Here is a 20,688-nt window from a genome sequence, read left to right as displayed (position 1 = left end):
AATGGCCGGTGTGTTCCCGGCCATTTTCTCTGCGTGTTGCCCGTGATCAGAAGGTCTGCCAGTTATCGTTGCTGGTGCTGGATAGCGGCACACGTGCTGACGTAGCGCTGGTTTTTTTCGTGCTGCGAGCGGTGGAGACCGCACCGTTGCCCAGATCAAAGCGATCGACGGTCTTGTTCAGCCGTTCCGCCTCGGATTCGAGAGAGACCGCATTGGCGGTGGCCTCTTGTACCAGAGTGGCGTTTTGTTGCGTCACGCCATCCATCTCGGTCATCGCCAGACCAATTTGTTCAATACCACGGCTTTGTTCATCCGAGGCCACAGAGATCTCACCCATCAGGCTATTTACCTGGGCGACAGACTGGATGATCACCGACATGGCGTCACCGGCTTCCTGTACCTGTTCGGCACCGGTTTTGACCCTGTGGACCGACTCACTGATCAGGGCTTCGATCTCTTTTGCTGCCTGCGCACTGCGCTGCGCCAGCAGGCGTACTTCGCTGGCGACCACCGCAAAGCCGCGGCCTTGTTCACCGGCGCGAGCGGCTTCCACGGCTGCGTTCAACGCCAGCAGGTTGGTCTGGAATGAAATGCTGTTAATGACGCTGGTGATATCGGATATTTTTTGCGAACTGTCGGTGATGCCGTGCATGGTTTGCACCACCGTTGAGGTGATATCACCGCCTCGTTTCGCCGTTCTTTGCGCTTCCTCGGTCAGTTTGAGGGCTTCGCGCACGTTCTGGGCGTTGTTTCTGACGGTAGAGGTCAGTTCTTCCATACTGGCTGCCGTTTGCTGTAGGGCGGCGGCCTGCTGTTCGGTGCGGCTCGACAGTTCTTCATTACCGCCCCGAATCTCACTGGTGTTGGCGAAGATACTGGCGGAGCTGTCCTGGATAGTTTTTACCGTTGTCTGCAGGCTCTCCTGCATCTTTTGGACATAGGGAATCAGTTGCCCGGCGCAGTTACGACCAAAACTATCAAGCTGGCTACTCAGTTTGCCTGCGGTCAGCAACTCCAGGTGAGTTTTTAACATACCAAGCGGCTTAACCAGATAATTTACTAAATAACGATCGGTCAATAAGAGCGTCACCAGGCCTGCCAGTAACGCGCTGATTAACACTATTTTGTTATAGGAAATCTGAGCATTGGTTTGCATCAGAATGGCATCTGATTGAATCGCCTGAGTATACTTTTCAGCGGTGGCGCCAAATTGCACGCTTAACGGCGGATAGGTTTTACGAAATAACTCGCGGAACTTATCCGTCTGGTTATTTTTCGCTGCGTCGTACATTGGTGCAATGGCGTTAGTCAGCAAGCCGTCCCAGTCATTGATCATCGATCTGATGACGTCATCGCTCACGCCTGGATGGCGGGCGTCACGAAATTGCGCAAGCATATTCTGGCTGATTGCCAGTGCTTTGCCGGCAGACTCCATTGTTTTTGCTGCATTTTCCTCATCACCGGTCTGGCGATAATCCATTGCCCGTAGCATGCGCGTCATGGTACGGAAATATTGATCATTGCCTTTTACCAGCATGGCATAGGCATTTTTCTGTGACGAGTTTTGTGTGAGTAATTGCTCAAGAGTAGAAAAGTTATAAAAAGTAAGCAGGGTAGCCATTCCCCAAATAATACTGAAAACAACCAGTATCAGTAATACCATTTTCCTGATGGTAATATCGCGTAATATTTGCATAGCTACCCCCGGTAACTCAATATAAAATATATTTTAAGATGAGCAGCCCAGTTGAACAGGCCTGGTGTTAAAGTTTTTATGCAATAATGCATAAATGAAATGTTGCAAACTAATTGTTATCCTGATAACTATTTATGGTGACACGGTAAACCATCATTAAAGGTGTTCAGTTGCGTGCTGGTAAATAATGTTTTGATAACGTTAAGGATGGTAACATAAAATTTATATACGCTAAAGTTGTTATTACATCCTGGCGTAGGATCACAAATCTATGATTTAAAATTCTTCTTCCGGAATATTTATTTTTTTCTTTTTAAAATTTGGGTTAAGTTCGATTTTATCCAGCGTGGTCGGATGACTTATAAAATACCCCTGCGCAATATCGCACTCAAATTCTTCAAGCTGCTGTAACTGAGAGAATGTCTCTACCCCCTCAGCGGTGACCTCAAGGTTAAAGTCTTTACCCAGTCCGATAATCTTCTCGACGATATTTTTGGCACTTTCTGAGTCGCCCATTGCCATAATAAAGGACTTATCAAGCTTGATGCCATCAAAAGGGAAACTTCGCAGATAATTCAGTGACGCATAGCCAGTCCCAAAATCATCCATCAACAGTTTGACACCGAATGATTTTAATTGTTGCATGATTTTTAACGTAGTTTCTGGTTTGCTGAGCGTGGCGTTTTCAGTGACCTCCAGTTCGAGACGTGAAGGATCAAACCCCGTTTTTGCGAGAATTGATTTTACGCGACAAACAATGTCGCTGGCCTTAAATTCCACGGGCGATATATTAACCGAAAGGGACAGGTCTGCGGATTTAGCCCTTACCTCGCGGCATGCTGTTGTTAAAACCCAGTCTGTTAGTGCGATAATTATTCCGGTCTCTTCCGCCAGGGGAATAAATTGGTCAGGCATAAAAAGTCCGTGAGTCGGGTGCTGCCAGCGTACCAGTGCTTCGAGTGATGTTATCTTCTGCAGGGTTATATCGTAGCGAGGCTGGTACAGAAGAAATAATTGATTATGTTTTATTGCCTCGCGGAGTTCCTGTTCGAGTTCGCGACGTTGAACAATTTGTTCAGCCATATCAGGTTTATAAAAAACCCAATGCGCATCAGGATCATTTTTGGCTTTGTAGAGTGCGATATCAGAATAGCGCAGAAGATCGCTAGCGTTGAGTGCATCTTGTGGTGCCAGGGCAATACCCATACTGACGCCAATTACAATCTCATTGCCACAAATATCAAAAGGATGATTCAATTCTTCCACAATACGTGAACAAAAACGCTCGATATCTTCACGTCGGCTAAGATCGCTGGCAATGATGATAAATTCATCTCCGCCATGGCGTGTTACCAAATCTATGCTTCGCATGCAGCGGCGCAGGCGGTTGGAGGCTTCACTGAGTACCTGGTCGCCCACCGTATGGCCGTAGACATCGTTAATGGTTTTGAAATCATTGAGATCGACACTGATCATTGCCAGTGCATTTTCCGCTCCATTATCTGATTGCAGTCGACCCTCAAGGAATTCTTTCATCCTGACGCGGTTAGGCAGGCCGGTTAATTCATCATGGTGCGACAGATACTGAATACGTTCACTTGCCTCCACTTCCAGGGTGACATCTGTTGCGGTACCCCGAAACCCCAGTGAACCATCAATCAGGGTGACGCGTTTAAGGGTTAAATTACAGTAGCGCTGGTTGCCCTGGGCGGAAAAATAACTGCAATGATTAAGGGTGAGGAAATTACCTGCATAAGGAAGATCCAGCCATTTGGTCAGTGCCGGGTTTTCTTGTGCCAGGAATGCCCGCAGCGAACGTCCGATCCAGTCATCAATGCGGTGACCGGTAATCGCCGGAAAGCGCACCGATATCCAGGTAAGTTGTAAGAGCTCATCGGCTTCCCAGATCCAGTCCGTTGTGGTTTCAACCACATCACGAAAACGGCGCTCGCTAATGGCGAACGCCCGGCGGCTTTGCTCCAGCAGGAATGTTTTTTCATCATTCAGCCTTGCTTTTAAAAGCCCTTTTCGCACCAGTGAAAGCGCCAGAAGGACCGATGTGAGCATCAGCAGGACGAGCAAAGGGAGAACCCAGGTTAGCAGCGTGTCGCCTGGATTTTTATTATTCCATTCGAAATAGACATCGCCCTCGGATACAGGCCATGACATACCCGCTGTATGTGGTTGACGGCGCGTGGGTTTTGACGCCAGGCTGTGTAAATCTGCAATGGCATACTCTTCACCCATCGCCGCGAGTTTTTTAGGCGTCAGCTTATCCACAAAGATCATTATCGAATGATCCTGAGGCGCTTTCGCAAGCTCAATCTTATCTTCGGTAGTAATCCAGGCCGCTGAAATCAGGACTAATTCATTATTGGTGAAAATAACGCGCGAAATGGCTGTACCGTTGCTTACTTTCAATGCCGTGCTGAGTTCGGTATTAAGGTTTTTTCCCAGCCATTCCTCGAAAGGGACCAGGTGAAGGTTACCGTCGATGACGCTATAGCGCGTTTCTTCTTTTGGCGAGAGAACAAACACGCCTTCATAACCGAATTTTGCAAACAGCGATTTGCCAAGGTTTTGTTCGTCCCAGGCCCAGCTTATGTCGACCTTGCGGTGAAGGTTATCCCAGGCTTCGTTCCATGCGGCGTTATCGGCAAGGTGTAAACGAAGATTTTCCTGGCGATTGTCGAGCGCTTTCACGAGCAACTGGCGGGTTTGGTGGCGAGTGTTTCGCGCCAGATCGTTTTCTGTCTGAATGAGAGCAAATATTGTGGTGAGAAAAATGAAGCTCATCAGCATCAGCACCAGCGTCACCGTCTGCTTCATGATGCGATGCGTATCAGATGCAGGTGCAGGCGCGTACTGGTCATCGAAAATGTTCATACTTCACCTTTTCTTCGCGTTTTAATAAGCAAAATATGTTTTTTTAGTCATCAGTATTAACGGCAAGAGATAATTAAACTTTAAATAAAAAACGTTATTTTCATAAAAACAGTTAAGTTTGTGATGCGCATCATTTTTTTATGCAAAAGAAAGAATTCGCCTTTATTTATATTAAGATAACCTTAAGGTTAATAAATTTAATGCATTTATCTCGTGGTAATTGCCGTACGGTATTATTTTGTTATTAACATTTTGATTTTTATCTTTTTTTTCATTTTTTGGTGATGTCGGGATATGTTAGCTATGGCACTGAGTAAAGTGCCATCAAATTAAGAACAGTAAATTAAGTGAATTGGGATTGAGTCTTAATCAGTAAGCGACAAATTTATCGCTTCCCAGTCATATGTACTGGAGGCGAAAAAAGAGCATTTATTTTCTTCTTTAAGAACACGTTACGATAGTATCGAAGAATAATACACGTTTAACAATAATGTTCGGTGAGATAAACATGATGCCCCGCCAAAACAGGAGGTTAAGCGAATAAGTTAAATATCACGAGTAATGTTGATTTAAAAGAAAAAATACCGGGAAATGCATTGCGTACAGTTCCACTAAAAGCTATGTGCACAAGCATTCATACCCTCATTGTGAATGTTGAAGAGGGTATTTGCCGGGTAGGGGGCTGTTATCGGGAGATAAATATCCTTCAATGCACTGTGCAACACGACAAACAGATGATAAAAACCGGGGACGACGTGATCGTCCCTGGGGTTTTCAACATGGAATTAGCGATCCGGAATGATTTTCTCCGCTTTTAACCTGTCAAACAGCCCGGTAAAAGAATCCAGTGTGGCCCGATAGCCAGTGAACCCGGCCTTGCGGCTTTTGCTCATGTCGGTGAAGGCCTCCATCGGGCGGCCAAGGTCTGCATCGGTGTGCCACCAGGAGGCCAGTCGGTTGATATCAGGCTCAACGAGCGAATAGCGGGCTGCAATCTCCCGCCAGGCGGCGGCAGCCTCCTGCATCCGTCCTTCCAGCGGCATCATCGTCTGAGGATTGCCGCCAGATTCGATACCAAAATAGGCAGCCAGGCGCGGCCATAGCCAGTTCCAGCGGAATACGTCGCCGTTGACCGCGTTAAAGTCTTCGTTTGCCGCATTCGGGCTTTGCGCCGCCCAGACGAGCTGTTCAGCCAGCAGGTTTGCGTCGGTGACGTCACAGACACCATGCCACTGCTCCGGCGAGCCCGGGAAAATAAACGGCCAGCCTTTTTCACGGCACAGGGTAGCGTAGACCGCCAGCGTCAGCCCCATATTCATTGCGTTACCGACCGCGTAACCGATGATGGTGTGCGGACGGTGTACACTCCATCGATAACCGTATTTTTCCGCGCCGGCGAAGATCTCGTCTTCCTGGGCATAATAGAAATTATCCACGGGCTGGCGACCCTGCTCTTCACGGAAAGGCGTAACCGGCACGGCACCTTTACCATAGGCCTCGAACGGACCGAGATAGTGTTTTAACCCGGTAACCAGGGCGACATGCGCGCCGCGCAGGCGGTCACCCAGTGCCTCAATGACATTTTTGACCATCGCACCGTTGACGCGGATATTCTCTTTTTCGTTTGCCTGACGCGACCAGACGCTGAAAAACAGCGCGTCTGGTTTCACACCAGCGAGTGCCCTATTGACTGCCTGCGAATCCGTCAAATCGGCAGTCAGGCGGGTGCAACCTTCCGGCACTGCGCCGCGCCCGCGCGACAGACCGGAGACTTTCCAGCCCTCCTGCATCAACTTTTGCGCCAGCGCGCGGCCAATCACCCCGCTGATGCCGACAATGAGTGCCTCTTTTTGCATTTTACTCTCCTCATGCATAAACCTTATGAGTAGACTAATCGAGAATTACATTCTCATTTATGGCATTAATTCACATCATTCGTAACTCAGGTTCATGAATCAATGCACGATCAACGACTAAAAGACATTGTGCCCTTTGTCGCCAGTGTAGAAGGGGGGAGCTTCGCCGCCGCTGCGGAGCGTTTGCATGTGACGGGCTCCGCCATCAGTAAAAGTGTGAGTCGGCTTGAGGCGCGGCTGGGCTCAACGTTGCTGGAGCGGACGACCCGACGCCTGAAATTGACCGACGCCGGACATGCGTATTACCAGACCTGCATTCGCATTATGGAAGAGCTGGCGGAGGCGGAATCGGTACTGGCGGCGCAACGCAGTATTCCGTCCGGGCGGCTGCGGCTGGCTGTGCCGAACACCTATGGCAGGCTGTGCGTCATGCCGCGACTCATAACCTTTTGCCAGCACCATCCGGAGATTGATATCAGCATGACCTTCTCTGACCGTTTCATTGATCTGTTTGATGAAGGGATTGATGTTGCGGTACGGATTGGCAAAACGGCGGAGATGCCTGCGTCGTTGGGCTATCGGCAACTGGGGCGAGAGAAAATGGTGTTCTGCGCTTCGCCCGCCTATCTGGCGCGCGAGGGGCGCCCGGAAAGTGTCGAGGCGTTGTTGCAGCATCGAGCCATTGTCTACGAGCGTGTCGATGGCAGCAGTAAGCCGTGGCAGTTTGTCACCGAGGATGGATATCCGGACTGGCGTACCGTGCCCTATCATATGGCGCTGGGAGATGCGGATGCTCAGTTACAGGCTGTTCTTGGTGGGTTAGGGGTTGCCCAGATGCCGACATGGCTGATTCGTGATGCGCTTGCGCGCGGTGAGCTGGAGAGGGTATTGCCGCATATGCAGCCGGACGGGCTGGCGTTAACGCTGGTCTGGCCACGACGTAAACAGCTATTGCCCAAGGTGGATGCGCTGCTCTGCGCGTTGAGCGAGGTGGATATTGGCACATGAGCGCTTATCCCGGCTGGCGCTGCGCCGGGCGACGTATTCTCTGCGCGCACCGAATCGGTAGCCCGGACAAGGCGCTTACACCGCATCCGGGAAACCCCCTGCCCAACTTACCCGCGATCATCCTTCGGTCCCAGGAACCAAAACGCAAAGGGCAGCGACCCTATGATGGTAAACATCAGGCTATAGATAAACACCCACGCGCCCTGAATCACAAACATTGATACTGACCACTCGTCCATCGGCAAATCATATTGATCCACCACGCCCTGGAACGCGGCTTCTGAGATAATCGACACGGCGGCCACAAAAATGATGGCGACGGCGATAAGGAATTTTTTACCCTCACGGGTACGTAGTTTTTCCAGCATGTAAACCTCCTTCTTTTTATCCGCAGTCTGCAGGTGATGGTTGATAGCCACCGGAAGCGGGCCGCTACCCGGATGCGATAATCCGCTGCTGCTTCGGCCGCCTTTTCCACGCCAGATCGCGGCGGCGCAAGCCATACGCCTGACCGCTGAATGACGCTGGTCCGTATAAAAACCACCCGTCATACGGGTTATAAAGCGTAAGTGTATCTTATTCTCATCTCAGTTGTTATCGCAGATTGGCTCGAAGTAAAGGGGGGCTGTTGGGGAGGTGTCCGTGTGGATTGGTGAAATATTAATCGCATATATCCGCAAATATGATGCAGTGCGCATTTTTTGAGCCAGGGCAGGAATAGCGTATCGGTAACATCCAGGAGGGCACTATCATGAAAAGGTTATTAATTTGTTGTCTGTTTGGTAACACGGCGATAACGCTGGCGAAAAAAATGCAGGGTGTGGCTGACGCACATCGCTATCAGATTCAAATTAGTGGGACAGGAGCAGACTCATTTGCCAGTCTGGCGCCTGCCTTTGATTGTTTTCTGGTCGCACCGCATATTCAGTATAAAAAAGAAGAACTGAAAAAAGCGATTAAAGAAGGCCAGCATATTGAGGTTATTGCCGGCTATCCTTATGCCGCTATTGATGCAGAAAAAATATTAAAATTTGCCATTGATCGTATGGAGGAGTTGGTTGAGTAATTTTTTATTAGGACACCTCCCGAGCGTCCGTACAAAGAAATGGCTCAGGGATGAGCTGGCAATGACGTCATTATTTTGGTGATGTTATCGTTCGGTTGAATTATTGTATCTTTATGAAAAATAAGTTTTTAGTATGTAGAGTGCCTTCCTTGTTATTCACAACGCTGCGTCATTATGTCTGCTCTGGTGCAAGCTGTCCGTTTAGTCAAACCATCGCTATTTCGTATTTTCCCCGGTTTTTTACGCTACGTATATTAACTCTGTCCGCGATTACGCATTCTTGCGCCTGCAGTTGCTTTCTGCGGGGCTAATGCGCGGGGATATTCACCGGTAAGGGGCTTCGGGATTCATTTAACGAGGGATATATGCGAGTAAAAAGACATTTCTCTCTGGGTGCGCTGTTGGGCACGGGCTTTGCCGCGATTATCGCTATTGGGTTGTTGGTGGCGATTTTTGGTCGGGCTGAATTGAATAACACCAGTAAACATATTGAGTTCTACGAAAAGTACCATCTGACAAATTTGCTGTCGATGCAGGCATTAAAGGACAACCTGAATAATGCCACTAAGGCCACGTTCATCATGGTGTTTCAGGATGATGAAAAGAGCCAAATGGAAGAGGAAAAGCTCACCGAACTGTCGATTAAACGTAATGACGAACTGGTGGCGCAGTTACAGGCGAATGTCCATGACGCTGACCTGCAAAACATGCTGAACAGTTTTAAAACCACCCAGGTGGAGTACGTCAATGTTGTACGCCAGACCGTGGGGCTGGCAAAGAATGGTCAGATGCTGGACGCCCAGTCGCTGGCGGTCGAGAAGATGCAGCCGTTACAGATTCGCCTGTTTGAAGAGATTTCCGTCATGATCCAGACCCAGCAGGCCAGCACAACCTCGGCGGCAGCGGCCTCGACCGCCAGCGCCCGTGCCTCTGGCGACGCTCTGCTGATGATTGCCGGGGTGGCCGCATTACTGGGGATGGCCATTGCCTGGCTTTTTACGCGCTACATCAAGCGACAACTAGGGGGAGAACCCGCCTATGCGCTACAGGTGGTCCATGAAATTGCTAAGGGGAATCTGGCCACACGGATTACGCTTGCTCCCGATGACAGCACCAGTTTGCTGGCGGGGATGGATGAGATGCGACAAAGCCTGAGCGGTATCGTCAATCAGGTGCGGGAAAGCAGTGAGTCCATCTCAGCAGGGGCAAATGGGGTGGCGGAGGGAAGCACCAACCTGAGTCAGCGCACCGAGCAGCAGGCTGCCAGTTTGCAGCAGACGGCCGCCTCCATGGAACAAATCGGCCAGGCGATTCGCCAGAATGCAGATACGGTACGGGTCACCAATCAACAGGCGGCAACGGCCAGCGAAATTGCCGCGAAAGGGGGCGAAGCGATTGAGAACATCGTGCGTACGATGGATGAGATCAGCCAAAGTTCACGCAAAATCAGTGAGATCATTGCAGTAATCGATGGTATCACCTTCCAGACCAATATCCTGGCGCTGAACGCAGCGGTAGAGGCAGCACGGGCAGGGGAGCAGGGCCGGGGCTTCGCGGTGGTGGCAGGCGAAGTACGTTCGCTGGCCCAGCGTTCTGCGTCTGCGGCAAAAGAGATTAAGGCGCTGATTATGGACAGCATTGAGCGTGTGGATAACGGCACGGCGCTGGTGAATCATGCGGGCGCGACCATTGGCGAACTGGTGCGGCAGTCGCACCATGTCGCCGGGATGATCGACGAAATTGGCGTGACGACGCGTGAGCAGGAGTCGGGCGTCGGGCAGGTGAATGAAGCCATTAACCAACTGGATAAAGTGACTCAGCAAAATGCGGCACTGGTCGGGGCGTCGAGCACTGCGGCGGAAGATCTGCGCGATCAGGCGCAGCATCTGGTAACGCTGATGAGCGTGTTCCGCACCGAGAGTTCGCGCTATCGCGCAAGTGAAATGAATACGGTGTCTGACGCGGTGTTAAGGACGGCGTGATCGCTTTTCTCCCTCTCCCCGTGGGAGAGGGCCGGGGTGAGGGCATCAGATCGCAGAGCCGCGATTTCCCCTCACCCTAACCCTCTCCCTTAAGGGAGAGGGGACCGATCGAGCACGATGTTAAATCCGATTCACCTTTCTCCCAGCCAGCGGACTGCTCGCTTTTTCCTCTCTCTCTGTTGATCTGAACCCCATAACCTGGAACAGGTTCAAATCAGCGAGAGAGAGGGGGGAAAGACGCTGCCGTGCTGGCAAACCGCATTGAACGGTCCCCTCGCCCCTTTGGGGTGAGGGGCTTTGGCGATAACGTGGCCGAGGGAAAACTACCCCTCATTCGTTTGGTGGTGTCGACGCCATGCGCCCGGCGGCATACTGTATTTTCGGGTAAAAACACGGGTGAAGGTTTGCTGGGAATCGAAGCCGTAGCGTGTGGAGATGGTGATAATCGACTCATTTGTCGCACTCAGATCGTGGGCGGCGCCTTCCAGCTTTTTGTTGCGAATATAAACGCCTAACGGAATATCAATAATCTGATGAAAGAGGCGCTGTAAATGCCATTTGGAATAACCTGCCCGGTGGGCAACATCATTAATCCGTAAAGGTTTGTCAATATTATTATCAATCCATGTCTGAATATCGAGGATAACCGATTTTTGCATGGCCATAATATATGCCCTCTTTGCTAAATATGAATGCGCTGAATCGTATTGGGTACAGGAAAGTGCGCAACATAATTGCCAGTTTATTACCTTGTGAGCGGAGTTTATGTCAGCGTGGCTGTCGTTAGCGTGACGTGAAAATGACATTCCTGACAGGTTTGTAAACAATGCGGCGCGGGTGGCGGGTCCAGACGGGCTATTGACGAAAAAAAAACTGAAATAGTGGCTTAATCTTGTTGTTTATTTCGTATTTGTAAGTATACGAACGAAGCAGGCTAATAAGAATATTTAAAGGACAAATTAAAATAAATGTATATTTTTGTTATCTGACACGTCTGTTATTTATGCGTCAGTGTACTGACAGCCAGCCTTTCTAAAATCATTAATGTCAGCGGATATTCCTGACTTTTCTCTTAGCGAGGTGGAAATATGAAGATGACGAAAGGCATTATGACCGCAATGATAGTTGGCCTGTTTTCTGCCAGCGCGCTGGCGGCGGTGCCCGTAGAGTCCGGTAGCGGCCTGCAAAAAATGGGGACGGTTTCGGCATCGGGCGCGACCACGCTGTCAGACTTGCATCAGGAACTGGCACAAAAAGCGGATGAGGCGGGGGCGGGTGCTTACCGCATCGTCGCGGCCGGTGGCGAAAACCAGATGCACGGCGTGGCGGTTATCTACAAATAAACCGAAAAGCAGGAGGCTTAGCCTCCTGTTTTCCTTTCTGTTCAGGCATTTTTGAATTGTGTTTGCTCATCAGGCACTGATTTATCACCCACAGTATGCTCATCGGCATCGGTCTTGCCGATCGCCAGCGACAGACCAAACGTATTGATGCCGTTTTCACTACGAGCAAACACATCGCCACGGTGCATCAGCGCGACCGCGCGAACAATGGATAACCCTAACCCATGGTGCGTGTCACTACGTGTGCGAGACGAATCGATACGGTAAAACCGCTCAAACAGGCGATCCAGATGCTCTGCGGCGATCGGCTCACCCACGTTGGCAACGGCAATGATCGCATGCTCATGCCGCTGGCGAATGGAAACGGTTATGGTGGTGTTCGGCTTTGCATGTCGGGCCCCGTTTTCCAGAAGGTTTGCCAGCGAACGGTGGAATAGCCGACGGTCAATACAGGCGACGATATCCCCTTCCACATGGATGGCGAGGTTTTTCTCGGCAAATGAGGGTTCGACATACTCGGCGGTTTTCCATGCCTCTTCGCGCAATGACACTTCGGTAAGCTCGGTGGCATGTTCCCCGGCCTGGGCGTGCGAGAGAAACAGCATGTCATTGACAATCGATGTCATTCGCGCCAGTTCTTCCAGATTGGATTCCAGCAAATCCTCCAGCTCTTCAACCGAACGTTCGCGGGATAAACCCAACTGCGTCTGCCCTATCAGGTTGGTTAGCGGCGTGCGAAGCTCATGGGCCACATCGGCGTTAAAGCTTTCCAGTTGCCGCCAGGCCACTTCTTGTCGCTCAAGTACGCCATTAAAGGCTTCCGCCAGCGTTTGCAGTTCATCCGGTAAGGTGGCGGTATCAAGCCGCTGACCATGATCGCCGGGGGCGAGCTTGTGGGCCTGCTCGCTCATGGTATTGACAGGGCGCATGCCGAAACGCGCGATCATAAAACCCAGCAGGGCCACCAGCATCACCCCAAGGGCAGTGATCAGTAGCAGAGTGCGCGTGAACTCCTCCAGCGTGCCCATATACGGGGTGGAATCAATGGCAATCACATAGCGAATCGTTGGCCGCTCGCCGCGCGCGGGTATCTGCTTGACCAGAATATAAAGGGAGCAAGACTCTTTTGTCGCCCCAGGCGCTTCGCTAAATCCATCGGGCAGCGTTGCCCAGTTAACGCCTTCCGGCGGTTCGCCGCCGACCTGAAAGTGCGGATCGTCGCTCAATACCCAATACTTGACCCGTCCGCCTTCGGCTGTCGCCATATCGGCAAGTTTGGTGGGCAGCATTTGCCAGCTGTGCAGGGTGGTCCGCGAAAGCAGCCAGGGTTCCATCAGCGACTCCCTGAACAGCAGTTCGTTGTACATCTGTTTTTGCAACGATTCATGCAGAGTGCTGCGCAACAAAAAGCCGATCGCCGAGACGATCAGCACTGAGGCGAGGGCAAACATTAATGCAAGGCGTCCTGAAATCGAACGTTTCAGCATAGACTGGCTCTATTTCGTGGGGCTCTCCGGCCGTGTTTCAAGGACATATCCCATGCCCCGAACGGTATGCAGCAGTTTAACGGGGTAGGGGGCATCTACTTTGGCCCGCAGACGTTTAATCGCCACCTCCACGACATTGGCATCGCTGTCAAAATTCATATCCCACACCTGTTCTGCGATCATCATCTTGGAGAGGATTTCACCTTTATGGCGGGCGAGCAGGCTGAGCAGCGCAAACTCTTTCGCCGTAAGTTCCAGACGGTCCCCGGCCCGTGAGACCCGGCGGGCCAACAGATCGAGGTGCAAATCATGGATCTGCAGTTGAGTGGTGTCCGTGCCGTCGCTGGAGCGTCGGCGCAGCAACGCCTGAATGCGGGCGACCAGTTCTATCAGGGAAAACGGCTTGGGCAGATAATCATCCGCCCCCTGGCGCAGCCCTTTAACCCGCTCATCAACCGAGCCACGCGCAGAAAGCATCAGAACCGGCGTGTTTTTACTGGCGCGCAGGCCTTTTAACACGCTGTAACCGTCAAGGCCCGGCAACATCACGTCCAGAATGATGGCCTCATAGTCAAATTCCACCGCCAGATGTAAACCTTCTGTGCCGTTGGCGGCGACATCCACGGTAAAACCCAGTTCGCTGAGGGCGCGATAAATATAGGACGAGGTTTTTTCCTCATCTTCGACCAGCAGAAGTCGCATGGATGCTCTTCCTTTGTCGCCACGGACAGATGTGATGATGACGGTGATTTTATCGCGTTATTGCCAACAGCGAGCTGACATTTTGCTGACATTTTTGTCAGCCTCTGTTACCGGCGCCAAAGAAAGCGTAGACACCGCCTCGCCGCAAAGGCGAAAGGAGCGGGATACATTGCAAAAAATCAACCTGAGGACAATCAAGGGAAAATTGGCTTAACCGTGGGTATGTATTTTTGGTATAACAACTTTTCCGTGCCTGTCAGACCATTGTGAAAAATGGACGTTATCTATGCTGAGAACATGTTATGGCCTCGTCTGAGACACCCCAGATGCAAACACCCAAAAGCAAAGTGACCGGTAGCGGGCGTATTTCTGGGGTGGCGTTGCTGGTTGCCAGCGCATTTTTTATGGAGTTTCTGGATGGCACGGTGATCGCGACGGCCTTGCCGGATATGGCGAACGCTTTTGGCGTTTCCGCGATTGATTTGAATATCGGCATCAGCGCCTATTTACTGACGCTGGCGATGCTGATTCCGGCCAGCGGTTGGGTGGCGGAGCGTTTTGGCGCGCGAACGGTATTTAGCCTCGCCCTGCTGATTTTTACCGTCGCGTCGCTGTGTTGCGGGCTAACGCAAAATGTCACCGGATTTGTGCTGATGCGCGTTTTACAGGGAGTGGGCGGCGCAATGATGGTGCCGGTCGGACGGCTGGTGGTGTTGCGAACGACGCCAAAAGATCAACTGATTAAAGCTATCGCCACGTTGACCTGGCCTGCGCTGGTGGCCCCCATTATTGGCCCTCCGCTGGGGGGCTTTATTACCACCTACGCAAGCTGGCACTGGATCTTTTTCCTGAATGTGCCGCTGGGGCTGGTGGCTATTGTTCTGGCACTGAAACTGATGCCTGGGTTGTCCGCGGATGAAAAGCGTCCCTTCGATGTGATCGGTTTTATCGCCACGGGGTTAACCATGCTGTGCCTGGTGGCGGGGCTGGAAATGTTCAGTCAGCAGCCTGTGAGTGTGGTGAGTGCCGGGGCGACGCTAACCGTTGGCGTACTGGCGCTGGTATGGAGTATTCGCCATTTGCGGCGTGCGCCTGCACCGTTAATCGGCCTGAGCTCGCTGTCGGTACATTCCTTTCGCGTCACCATGCGCGGTGGCTTTATTTTCCGCGCCACCATCAGTTCCGCGCCGTTTATGCTGCCCCTGATGTTCCAGGTCGGCTTTGGGATGAGCGCGTTTGAGGCCGGGTCGCTGGTGCTGGCGGTGTTTGCCGGTAACCTGGCGATGAAGCCTGCTACGACGCCGCTGATTCGCCGCTTTGGCTTTAAAAAGCTGCTGATTGGTAACGGGGTAGTCTGCGTGCTGTCGCTGTTTTTCTGCGCTTTTTTAGCGCCAGACTCGCCGCAACTGCTGACCCTTGCGCTGCTGTTTATCGGCGGTCTGAGCCGTTCAATGCAGTTTACCGGCATTAGCTCGCTGGCGTTTGCTGAGGTGCCGACGACGGAGATGAGTTCGGCGAATACGCTCTTTAGTACGTCGTTACAACTAGCGAATGGTCTGGGGGTCACACTGGGCGCGCTGAGTATTCGCGCAGGCGCGCTAATTACCGACGCGCTGGATATCGGCGATATTCAGGGGATGGCCTTTAAGCTGGGGTTTGTGATTATCGCGCTTATCACGGCGGTTGGTTTGTACGATATCACCCGCCTTGATTCGGGTGCGGGGCGCAATGTTTCGCAAAAGCCGAAGCAATAAATAGAGGGGCGAATCACCCCTTTTCAGCGCATCTGATTATTTTATCTCGTCTCAAGGAGGACGTTTTTAATCCATCCTCCTGAACAAAGCCGCCTTTTCAGGCGGCATCGGTATGAACATGTGTATGGGGACTTCCTGCGAGCGGCAGCGAATGAACCTCAGATGCCATGAGGATGTCGTTCTCCAGATCATAGGGCCAGACATGGAGTATCAGCTCAGGCGAGAAGAAAAAGGGTTTTAATGGCGCCGGGAACTCCCGTGTTTTAGGGTAAATCAACACCATCTCTCCTTTGCTCTCCAGGTATTTATGACCGTAGGCCAGCATCTGATAGAAATCTTGCTGCGCAAGGTCATATTTATTGTCGCGGGCCCCGGCATCCAGGCGTTTCCATTTGGTATCCAGCAGCCATTTCTGCCTTCCGAGCGCCATTAACAAATCCGGTTTTAACCTGAACATATCTTTATCGTCATGACGGCAGAGGTATTCACTCGCCGCCTGGGGACGAAGATGTACTGTCGGGGGAAGCTGTTGTTTGAGCGTCCGCGCGACGTGTTGTTCGAACAGGCGCTCCATCGGAAAGAGCAGGCTGATTCCTTTCGACTGCCCCTGAACCGCGAGCGGAATCTGTTCCCCGAGGATCAGCTCACACCACGGACGGATGGGCTGGTAGTGGGCTAGCAAACGGTCGTTTCGCCAGTGGGCGAAATCGAGTTTTACCTGTCGGCTGGCGGGGATCGCTTGCATGATGGCATGCAGCTCATGGGCCAGTCGCCAGTTGTCAGCCTCCCTGGCCTGTTGGCACACCGTATTCAGCGCCAGACGCAACAGACGGTTTTCCGGCCTGTCGGGCAAAAACACCGCGTGACGCTGGTGAAAACGGTGCTCACGCCCCGGCGGTTGCCGCATCTGTCTGGCCATATCCAGTTGTCCGCGTAAATACGGCTGCTCTTCCTCAACCTGCTGATAATCAAAACGTAGCCCGCGTTTGAGTAATCGGTCCAGCGCGTGTAAAAACTGGCGCATGATCCACTCGGTGAGCGGGAAGCGAAACAGTTGCAGGTCCGCCGTGCCGGTTTCCCGGTACGGCAAATTAAGCGCGGAAGCAATCAGTTTGCACAGCAGGGCCCGGCTGTTCTCCGGCGAGTCATCCTCGGCAACATGCTTGGGCAGAATTTCGATGTCCGTACCGCATGGGGTATGGATGATGCCGACATAGCTGTCCAGCCGGAGCCAGCGGCGGTCTTCCACCTCCACCAGTCTGGCACCTTGCTTACTGAATCCGGCCTGCAATTGGCACAGCCAGTCGAAGGCGCTGGCACCGATTTGCGCGCGATCAAGGGTGTCTGTTACGTCCGAGGTGGTCAGGCGCGCGTGTTCGCGAACCGTTATCCACGTTGTTTTCACTCGGCCTCCCGCAGAATCAGACGATAACTCTCCAGGCACAGAAAGGCCGCCTCGTTACACTGCCAGCGTCTGTCGCTGAGTTCTGCGGCTACCTCTTTACCAAACAGCTTTTCCAGCGATGGGCCGCCGGCGGGAGGACTGATAAAACGCGGCGTAATCCTGTCGGGGTGATGGCCATTCAGCACCCAGTTAATGCGCTGCCAGTCTTCAAAGAAGTACTCTTGCAACAGCGGAATGACCTGGTTTTTGAAGATAGAGGCCAGCGTTGGCAGGGTGGGCGTTGCATGCAGCGGCATAAACCAGGCGTGCCCCAGACAGTGGTCGCGATCCAGCAAGACTTCAATACGCTGGTTGATGACGCGCAGCAGATTGCCGACCTGAATATCCCCCTCTTCATGGCGAATGACCACATCGTCCAGCAATTCCGGTTGTGGAAGCATTTCAATGAAGGTGAAGCGGCGGCGCAGGGCAATGTCCAGTCCGGACAGCGAGCGGTCTGCGGTATTCATCGTGCCGATGATATACAGGTTGCCGGGGACGCTAAAACGTTTCTTCGAGTAGGGCAGGATGGCGTCCAGCGCCTCGCTTTGCCCCTGACGTTTTGATGGCTCAATCAGGGTAATGAGTTCGCCAAAAATGCGCGAAATATTCCCGCGGTTGATTTCATCAATGATCAGAACGTGAGGCTGTGCAGGGAGCGTTTGCGCCCGGAGACAGACCTTTTTGAAAATGCCATCCTCGATACGGTACTGCAATCCTGCGCCGCTATCTGTAATGTCCGCGCGAATACCTTCGACAAAATCTTCGTAGCTAAAGCTTTGATGGAAGGTGACAAAATCAATGTGCCCCTCATTAGTCAATGCATCAAAACGCGCTTTGAGCAGATGTCGCTCGTCGCGATGAGCATCAAGAAACGCAGGATCGAGGATGGCCAGGGCATGATTCACCGTATTCCAGGTCTTACCGGTTCCCGGCGGGCCATAGAGGATTTGGTTTAATGCCACGACGGGTTGCTCAACATGAGGCTCGCTCTCATCATCGGTAATATCGTCCAGGCTCCGGGCTGGCGAATCGTCTTTTTCCGCTTCACTCTCTTTCCAGAGATCCAGACCGTATTGAATCAGGGGGTTATTACCACGTTTAGCCAGCAATATGCGGTAGGCGTCGGCGTGCGTAAGGTTCCTGTTATCAGGCAGCAAGGTTTGCAGCGCCTGCAGTTTGTATATGGGCAACACACATGGCTGATCATGATCCTGATAAAGGAAGGCGAGCTTCCACTTTAGGGCAATTTCAAAATCCAGCGCCTCGATAGTCTCGGTATCACCTGCCTGAGCCGCTCTGACGAGGGTCAGAATATCTGCTTTGATGGTGGCGAAGGCTTCCGCAGCCGTGTGTCCGTACTTATTTTTCCAGGAATAGCGGTCATCGGATGAGATAAATCCACGCTCGCCTTTGGCCTGGTTTTTACGCTCATAGATGCCAAATTTCGACGCATCGCCGCCTTTAATCGACCCCAGAAAACGACCTTCGCCAAACTCCAGCCAGTAAGCGAGCGTACTCTTATCGCCCAGGCAAATGTACTGTTCCAGCGTCAGGTTCTGCAGCGCGGAAAGGGGCCATTTACGGTGAAAATCCGCCAGTATTTGTTCTCGTTGTTCTGCCGTTACGGTCATCGCGCACTCCGTCCAATGGGTAATGATGTTCTGGAATCCAGCCATTATGCACAGGACGTTGACAGGCTGTGTCACTTCGTTGGCGACTGAACTGGGTGATGCAAAACAGGGTTACCGGCGCCATAAACGGGGCGGGCGCGTTTCAGCCTTTCTAAATTGTTATCGTTACAGCATATTAGTAAAACGTTAACATTTACTGTATCAATAATAGATAATTCAGCTATCGCTACAGCGTATAGTCAGGCGTCAACACCATTTTGCCCTTGCTGTCCGGGCGGTTTTGGGACATGCGGATAACATTCATGAGTGATAAAGAAAAATCGTTGCCCCTGCATGATGTTGATGTGCAGCATCTGTATGATTTACTGAATCAAAATTCAGATTGGGTGTGGGAAGTGGATGCGCAAGGACGTTATACCTGGGCTTCAGATGTGGTCACCAGTTTGCTTGGCTATCCGCCATCAGAGGTGATTGGCAAGACGCCGTTCGATTTTATGCCGCCAGGGGAAGCCGAGCGTGTGGGACGCGCCTTTATGGAGATTGTGCAGGAAAAAAGGGCGTTTTCCGGGTTGGTGAATCGTAACCAGCGCGCGGATGGGCGGATTGTCGTGCTGGAAACCAGTGGTATCCCTCTCTTCGATAAACAGGGTGAACTCTGTGGCTACCGTGGTGTTGACCGCAACATTTCCACCCTTGGCGAGCGTGTCCTGCAACTGGAGACCATCTACGATACGACCCCTGTTGCGCTGTGTATGATTGATCGTCAGGGGCGTCTGGTGATGTCCAACAAGGCAATGCATCGTCTGTTACACAATGACGGACACGAACTGGCGGAGAGTTTCCTGTCCCAGCATATGCCGGAGTTCTGGCATCTCTTCGAAGAAGATTTTGCGCTGGCGGACATGGGTGAAGAGATCCCTGGACGTGAAATGATCTGGCATGATCGCTGTTATGACGCACAGTCTATTGCGGTGACCGATGCGAGCAGTAATGTGGTGGGGTTATCGATAACCTGGGTGGATATCACCGCGCGTCGCCAGGCAGAACAAAAGCTGGCGGGGGCGAACCAGGTACTGCAACGGCATGCCCAGCACGATCATCTAACCGGTTTGTTTAACCGCCGCTTTATGGACGAGTGCTTGCTGTCGGAAGTCACGCGGTCTTATCATGGTCACTTCCCGTTATCTATCTGTCTGATAGATATTGATTTTTTTAAGTTGTATAACGACAATCAGGGCCATCAGGCCGGTGACGAGTGCCTGCAAATTGTGGCCAGGGCGCTGGTGGCCTCGCTGGTACATCCGGATGATAATGTCAGCCGGTATGGTGGCGAAGAGTTTCTGGTGATATTACCGGATACCAATAAAGCGGCTGCATTGTCCGTTGCCGAGCGTCTGCGCGAGCATATTAACGCCCTTAAATTGCCGCACGCCGCAAGCCCGATGGGCTATTTAACCATCAGCATTGGTGTGGCGACGCTCGATTGCGAGAGTATGCGCATGGAAGACAAGCCTCAGCATATGATTGCCAGCGCGCTCATCGGTAAAGCTGATACCGCCTTGTACGCGGCGAAGAAGCAAGGACGTAACCGTGTGGTGGTTGCCGGTGTCAAAAACGAGTGATTCCGCCTTCCTTATGCCAAAAAATACCCCTTCTGAAGATAAATCCATGGCTTCAGAAGGGGAGACCATATGGCCATTCGTTACAAAAGCCTCTCCAAAATAGTTAGCTGACTAGCAAAAGTCATTTGTATAAATAATTTTCATGAATATTACGAATAAGCACATATTGCTTATTAACAGTAAGGTTTTTGAGAGGTCTGGCAGCCAG

General features: G+C 51.8%; 16 protein-coding genes. 7 read left to right on the top strand and 9 right to left on the bottom strand.

Annotated elements, in window-relative coordinates; translation table 11 throughout:
- Positions 1-46: 46 nt before the first annotated feature.
- The 3 genes from L2097_RS12965 to L2097_RS12955 form a co-directional block, all read right to left on the bottom strand.
- Positions 47-1,696: a methyl-accepting chemotaxis protein gene (locus L2097_RS12965; protein ID WP_250352964.1), complete on the bottom strand. Its 1,650-nt coding sequence runs from the start codon at positions 1,694-1,696 to the stop codon at positions 47-49.
- 276 nt (positions 1,697-1,972) lie between these two features.
- Positions 1,973-4,513: a bifunctional diguanylate cyclase/phosphodiesterase gene (locus L2097_RS12960; RefSeq protein ID WP_250352963.1), complete on the bottom strand. Its 2,541-nt coding sequence runs from the start codon at positions 4,511-4,513 to the stop codon at positions 1,973-1,975.
- A gap of 854 nt (positions 4,514-5,367) precedes the next feature.
- Positions 5,368-6,438: an SDR family oxidoreductase gene (locus L2097_RS12955; RefSeq protein WP_047371419.1), complete on the bottom strand. Its 1,071-nt coding sequence runs from the start codon at positions 6,436-6,438 to the stop codon at positions 5,368-5,370.
- A gap of 102 nt (positions 6,439-6,540) precedes the next feature.
- On the opposite strand from L2097_RS12955, the gene L2097_RS12950 reads away from it, so the two are divergent.
- The gene (locus L2097_RS12950) at positions 6,541-7,446 is read left to right on the top strand and encodes a LysR family transcriptional regulator (RefSeq protein ID WP_250352962.1); all 906 of its coding nucleotides are present in this window, start codon (positions 6,541-6,543) and stop codon (positions 7,444-7,446) included.
- A gap of 107 nt (positions 7,447-7,553) precedes the next feature.
- Here L2097_RS12950 and L2097_RS12945 read toward each other — a convergent pair whose 3' ends face one another.
- Positions 7,554-7,814: a DUF2534 family protein gene (locus L2097_RS12945; protein ID WP_090082281.1), complete on the bottom strand. Its 261-nt coding sequence runs from the start codon at positions 7,812-7,814 to the stop codon at positions 7,554-7,556.
- Positions 7,815-8,197: 383 nt separating this feature from the next.
- Here L2097_RS12945 and L2097_RS12940 point away from each other — a divergent pair, with 383 nt between their 5' ends.
- Both L2097_RS12940 and L2097_RS12935 read left to right on the top strand, forming a co-directional pair.
- The gene (locus tag L2097_RS12940; protein WP_047371417.1) at positions 8,198-8,512 is read left to right on the top strand and encodes a PTS sugar transporter subunit IIB; all 315 of its coding nucleotides are present in this window, start codon (positions 8,198-8,200) and stop codon (positions 8,510-8,512) included.
- 365 nt (positions 8,513-8,877) lie between these two features.
- Positions 8,878-10,494 (top strand): methyl-accepting chemotaxis protein, encoded by a 1,617-nt coding sequence (locus tag L2097_RS12935; protein WP_250352961.1) that lies wholly within the window; start codon positions 8,878-8,880, stop codon positions 10,492-10,494.
- 323 nt (positions 10,495-10,817) lie between these two features.
- Here L2097_RS12935 and L2097_RS12930 read toward each other — a convergent pair whose 3' ends face one another.
- Positions 10,818-11,159 carry a helix-turn-helix domain-containing protein gene (locus L2097_RS12930; protein ID WP_047371415.1) on the bottom strand — a complete coding sequence of 114 codons (342 nt, stop codon included), beginning with the start codon at positions 11,157-11,159 and terminating at the stop codon, positions 10,818-10,820.
- 423 nt (positions 11,160-11,582) lie between these two features.
- Here L2097_RS12930 and L2097_RS12925 point away from each other — a divergent pair, with 423 nt between their 5' ends.
- Entirely contained in the window at positions 11,583-11,837 is a 255-nt protein-coding gene (locus L2097_RS12925) for a YdgH/BhsA/McbA family protein (protein WP_250352960.1), read from the top strand.
- 41 nt (positions 11,838-11,878) lie between these two features.
- Here the strand turns inward: L2097_RS12925 and L2097_RS12920 are convergent, their stop codons facing one another.
- On the bottom strand, positions 11,879-13,324 hold the full coding sequence (locus L2097_RS12920) for a heavy metal sensor histidine kinase (protein WP_250352959.1): 1,446 nt from the start codon (positions 13,322-13,324) through the stop codon (positions 11,879-11,881).
- Positions 13,325-13,333: 9 nt separating this feature from the next.
- Complete coding sequence (locus L2097_RS12915; RefSeq protein WP_047371412.1) at positions 13,334-14,026, bottom strand: heavy metal response regulator transcription factor; 693 nt, start codon at positions 14,024-14,026, stop codon at positions 13,334-13,336.
- Here L2097_RS12915 and L2097_RS12910 point away from each other — a divergent pair.
- Both L2097_RS12910 and L2097_RS12905 read left to right on the top strand, forming a co-directional pair.
- A complete protein-coding gene (locus L2097_RS12910; protein WP_250352958.1) occupies positions 14,025-14,240 on the top strand; it encodes a hypothetical protein in 216 nt (71 codons plus the stop codon). The genes L2097_RS12915 and L2097_RS12910 overlap by 2 nt on opposite strands.
- A 112-nt stretch (positions 14,241-14,352) precedes the next feature.
- Complete coding sequence (locus L2097_RS12905) at positions 14,353-15,780, top strand: MFS transporter (protein ID WP_250352957.1); 1,428 nt, start codon at positions 14,353-14,355, stop codon at positions 15,778-15,780.
- Positions 15,781-15,877: 97 nt separating this feature from the next.
- Here L2097_RS12905 and L2097_RS12900 read toward each other — a convergent pair whose 3' ends face one another.
- Both L2097_RS12900 and L2097_RS12895 read right to left on the bottom strand, forming a co-directional pair.
- Positions 15,878-17,185, bottom strand: a complete 1,308-nt coding sequence (locus L2097_RS12900) for an McrC family protein (RefSeq protein WP_250352956.1) — start codon at positions 17,183-17,185, stop codon at positions 15,878-15,880.
- The gene (locus L2097_RS12895; protein ID WP_250352955.1) at positions 17,182-18,858 is read right to left on the bottom strand and encodes an McrB family protein; all 1,677 of its coding nucleotides are present in this window, start codon (positions 18,856-18,858) and stop codon (positions 17,182-17,184) included. Before L2097_RS12895 ends, L2097_RS12900 begins: the two co-directional genes overlap by 4 nt.
- Before the next feature lie 302 nt (positions 18,859-19,160).
- Between L2097_RS12895 and L2097_RS12890 the strand changes: the two genes are divergently transcribed.
- Complete coding sequence (locus L2097_RS12890) at positions 19,161-20,480, top strand: sensor domain-containing diguanylate cyclase (RefSeq protein WP_052958873.1); 1,320 nt, start codon at positions 19,161-19,163, stop codon at positions 20,478-20,480.
- Positions 20,481-20,688: the final 208 nt, after the last annotated feature.

Source organism: Citrobacter sp. MNAZ 1397 (genome assembly GCF_023613995.1).
In the GTDB taxonomy this organism is placed as follows: domain Bacteria; phylum Pseudomonadota; class Gammaproteobacteria; order Enterobacterales; family Enterobacteriaceae; genus Phytobacter; species Phytobacter ursingii.
Note: the sequence above shows the minus strand (reverse complement) of the source record. Positions and strands in the feature narration are given on the sequence as shown.

Coding starts and splice junctions, on each gene's coding strand:
- L2097_RS12965 (WP_250352964.1), bottom strand. CDS start 1,696: ATGCAAATATTACGCGATATTACCATCAGGAAAATGGTATTACTGATA.
- L2097_RS12955 (WP_047371419.1), bottom strand. CDS start 6,438: ATGCAAAAAGAGGCACTCATTGTCGGCATCAGCGGGGTGATTGGCCGC.
- L2097_RS12950 (WP_250352962.1), top strand. CDS start 6,541: ATGCACGATCAACGACTAAAAGACATTGTGCCCTTTGTCGCCAGTGTA.
- L2097_RS12945 (WP_090082281.1), bottom strand. CDS start 7,814: ATGCTGGAAAAACTACGTACCCGTGAGGGTAAAAAATTCCTTATCGCC.
- L2097_RS12940 (WP_047371417.1), top strand. CDS start 8,198: ATGAAAAGGTTATTAATTTGTTGTCTGTTTGGTAACACGGCGATAACG.
- L2097_RS12935 (WP_250352961.1), top strand. CDS start 8,878: ATGCGAGTAAAAAGACATTTCTCTCTGGGTGCGCTGTTGGGCACGGGC.
- L2097_RS12930 (WP_047371415.1), bottom strand. CDS start 11,159: ATGGCCATGCAAAAATCGGTTATCCTCGATATTCAGACATGGATTGAT.
- L2097_RS12925 (WP_250352960.1), top strand. CDS start 11,583: ATGAAGATGACGAAAGGCATTATGACCGCAATGATAGTTGGCCTGTTT.
- L2097_RS12920 (WP_250352959.1), bottom strand. CDS start 13,324: ATGCTGAAACGTTCGATTTCAGGACGCCTTGCATTAATGTTTGCCCTC.
- L2097_RS12910 (WP_250352958.1), top strand. CDS start 14,025: ATGGATGCTCTTCCTTTGTCGCCACGGACAGATGTGATGATGACGGTG.
- L2097_RS12915 (WP_047371412.1), bottom strand. CDS start 14,026: ATGCGACTTCTGCTGGTCGAAGATGAGGAAAAAACCTCGTCCTATATT.
- L2097_RS12905 (WP_250352957.1), top strand. CDS start 14,353: ATGCAAACACCCAAAAGCAAAGTGACCGGTAGCGGGCGTATTTCTGGG.
- L2097_RS12895 (WP_250352955.1), bottom strand. CDS start 18,858: ATGACCGTAACGGCAGAACAACGAGAACAAATACTGGCGGATTTTCAC.
- L2097_RS12890 (WP_052958873.1), top strand. CDS start 19,161: ATGAGTGATAAAGAAAAATCGTTGCCCCTGCATGATGTTGATGTGCAG.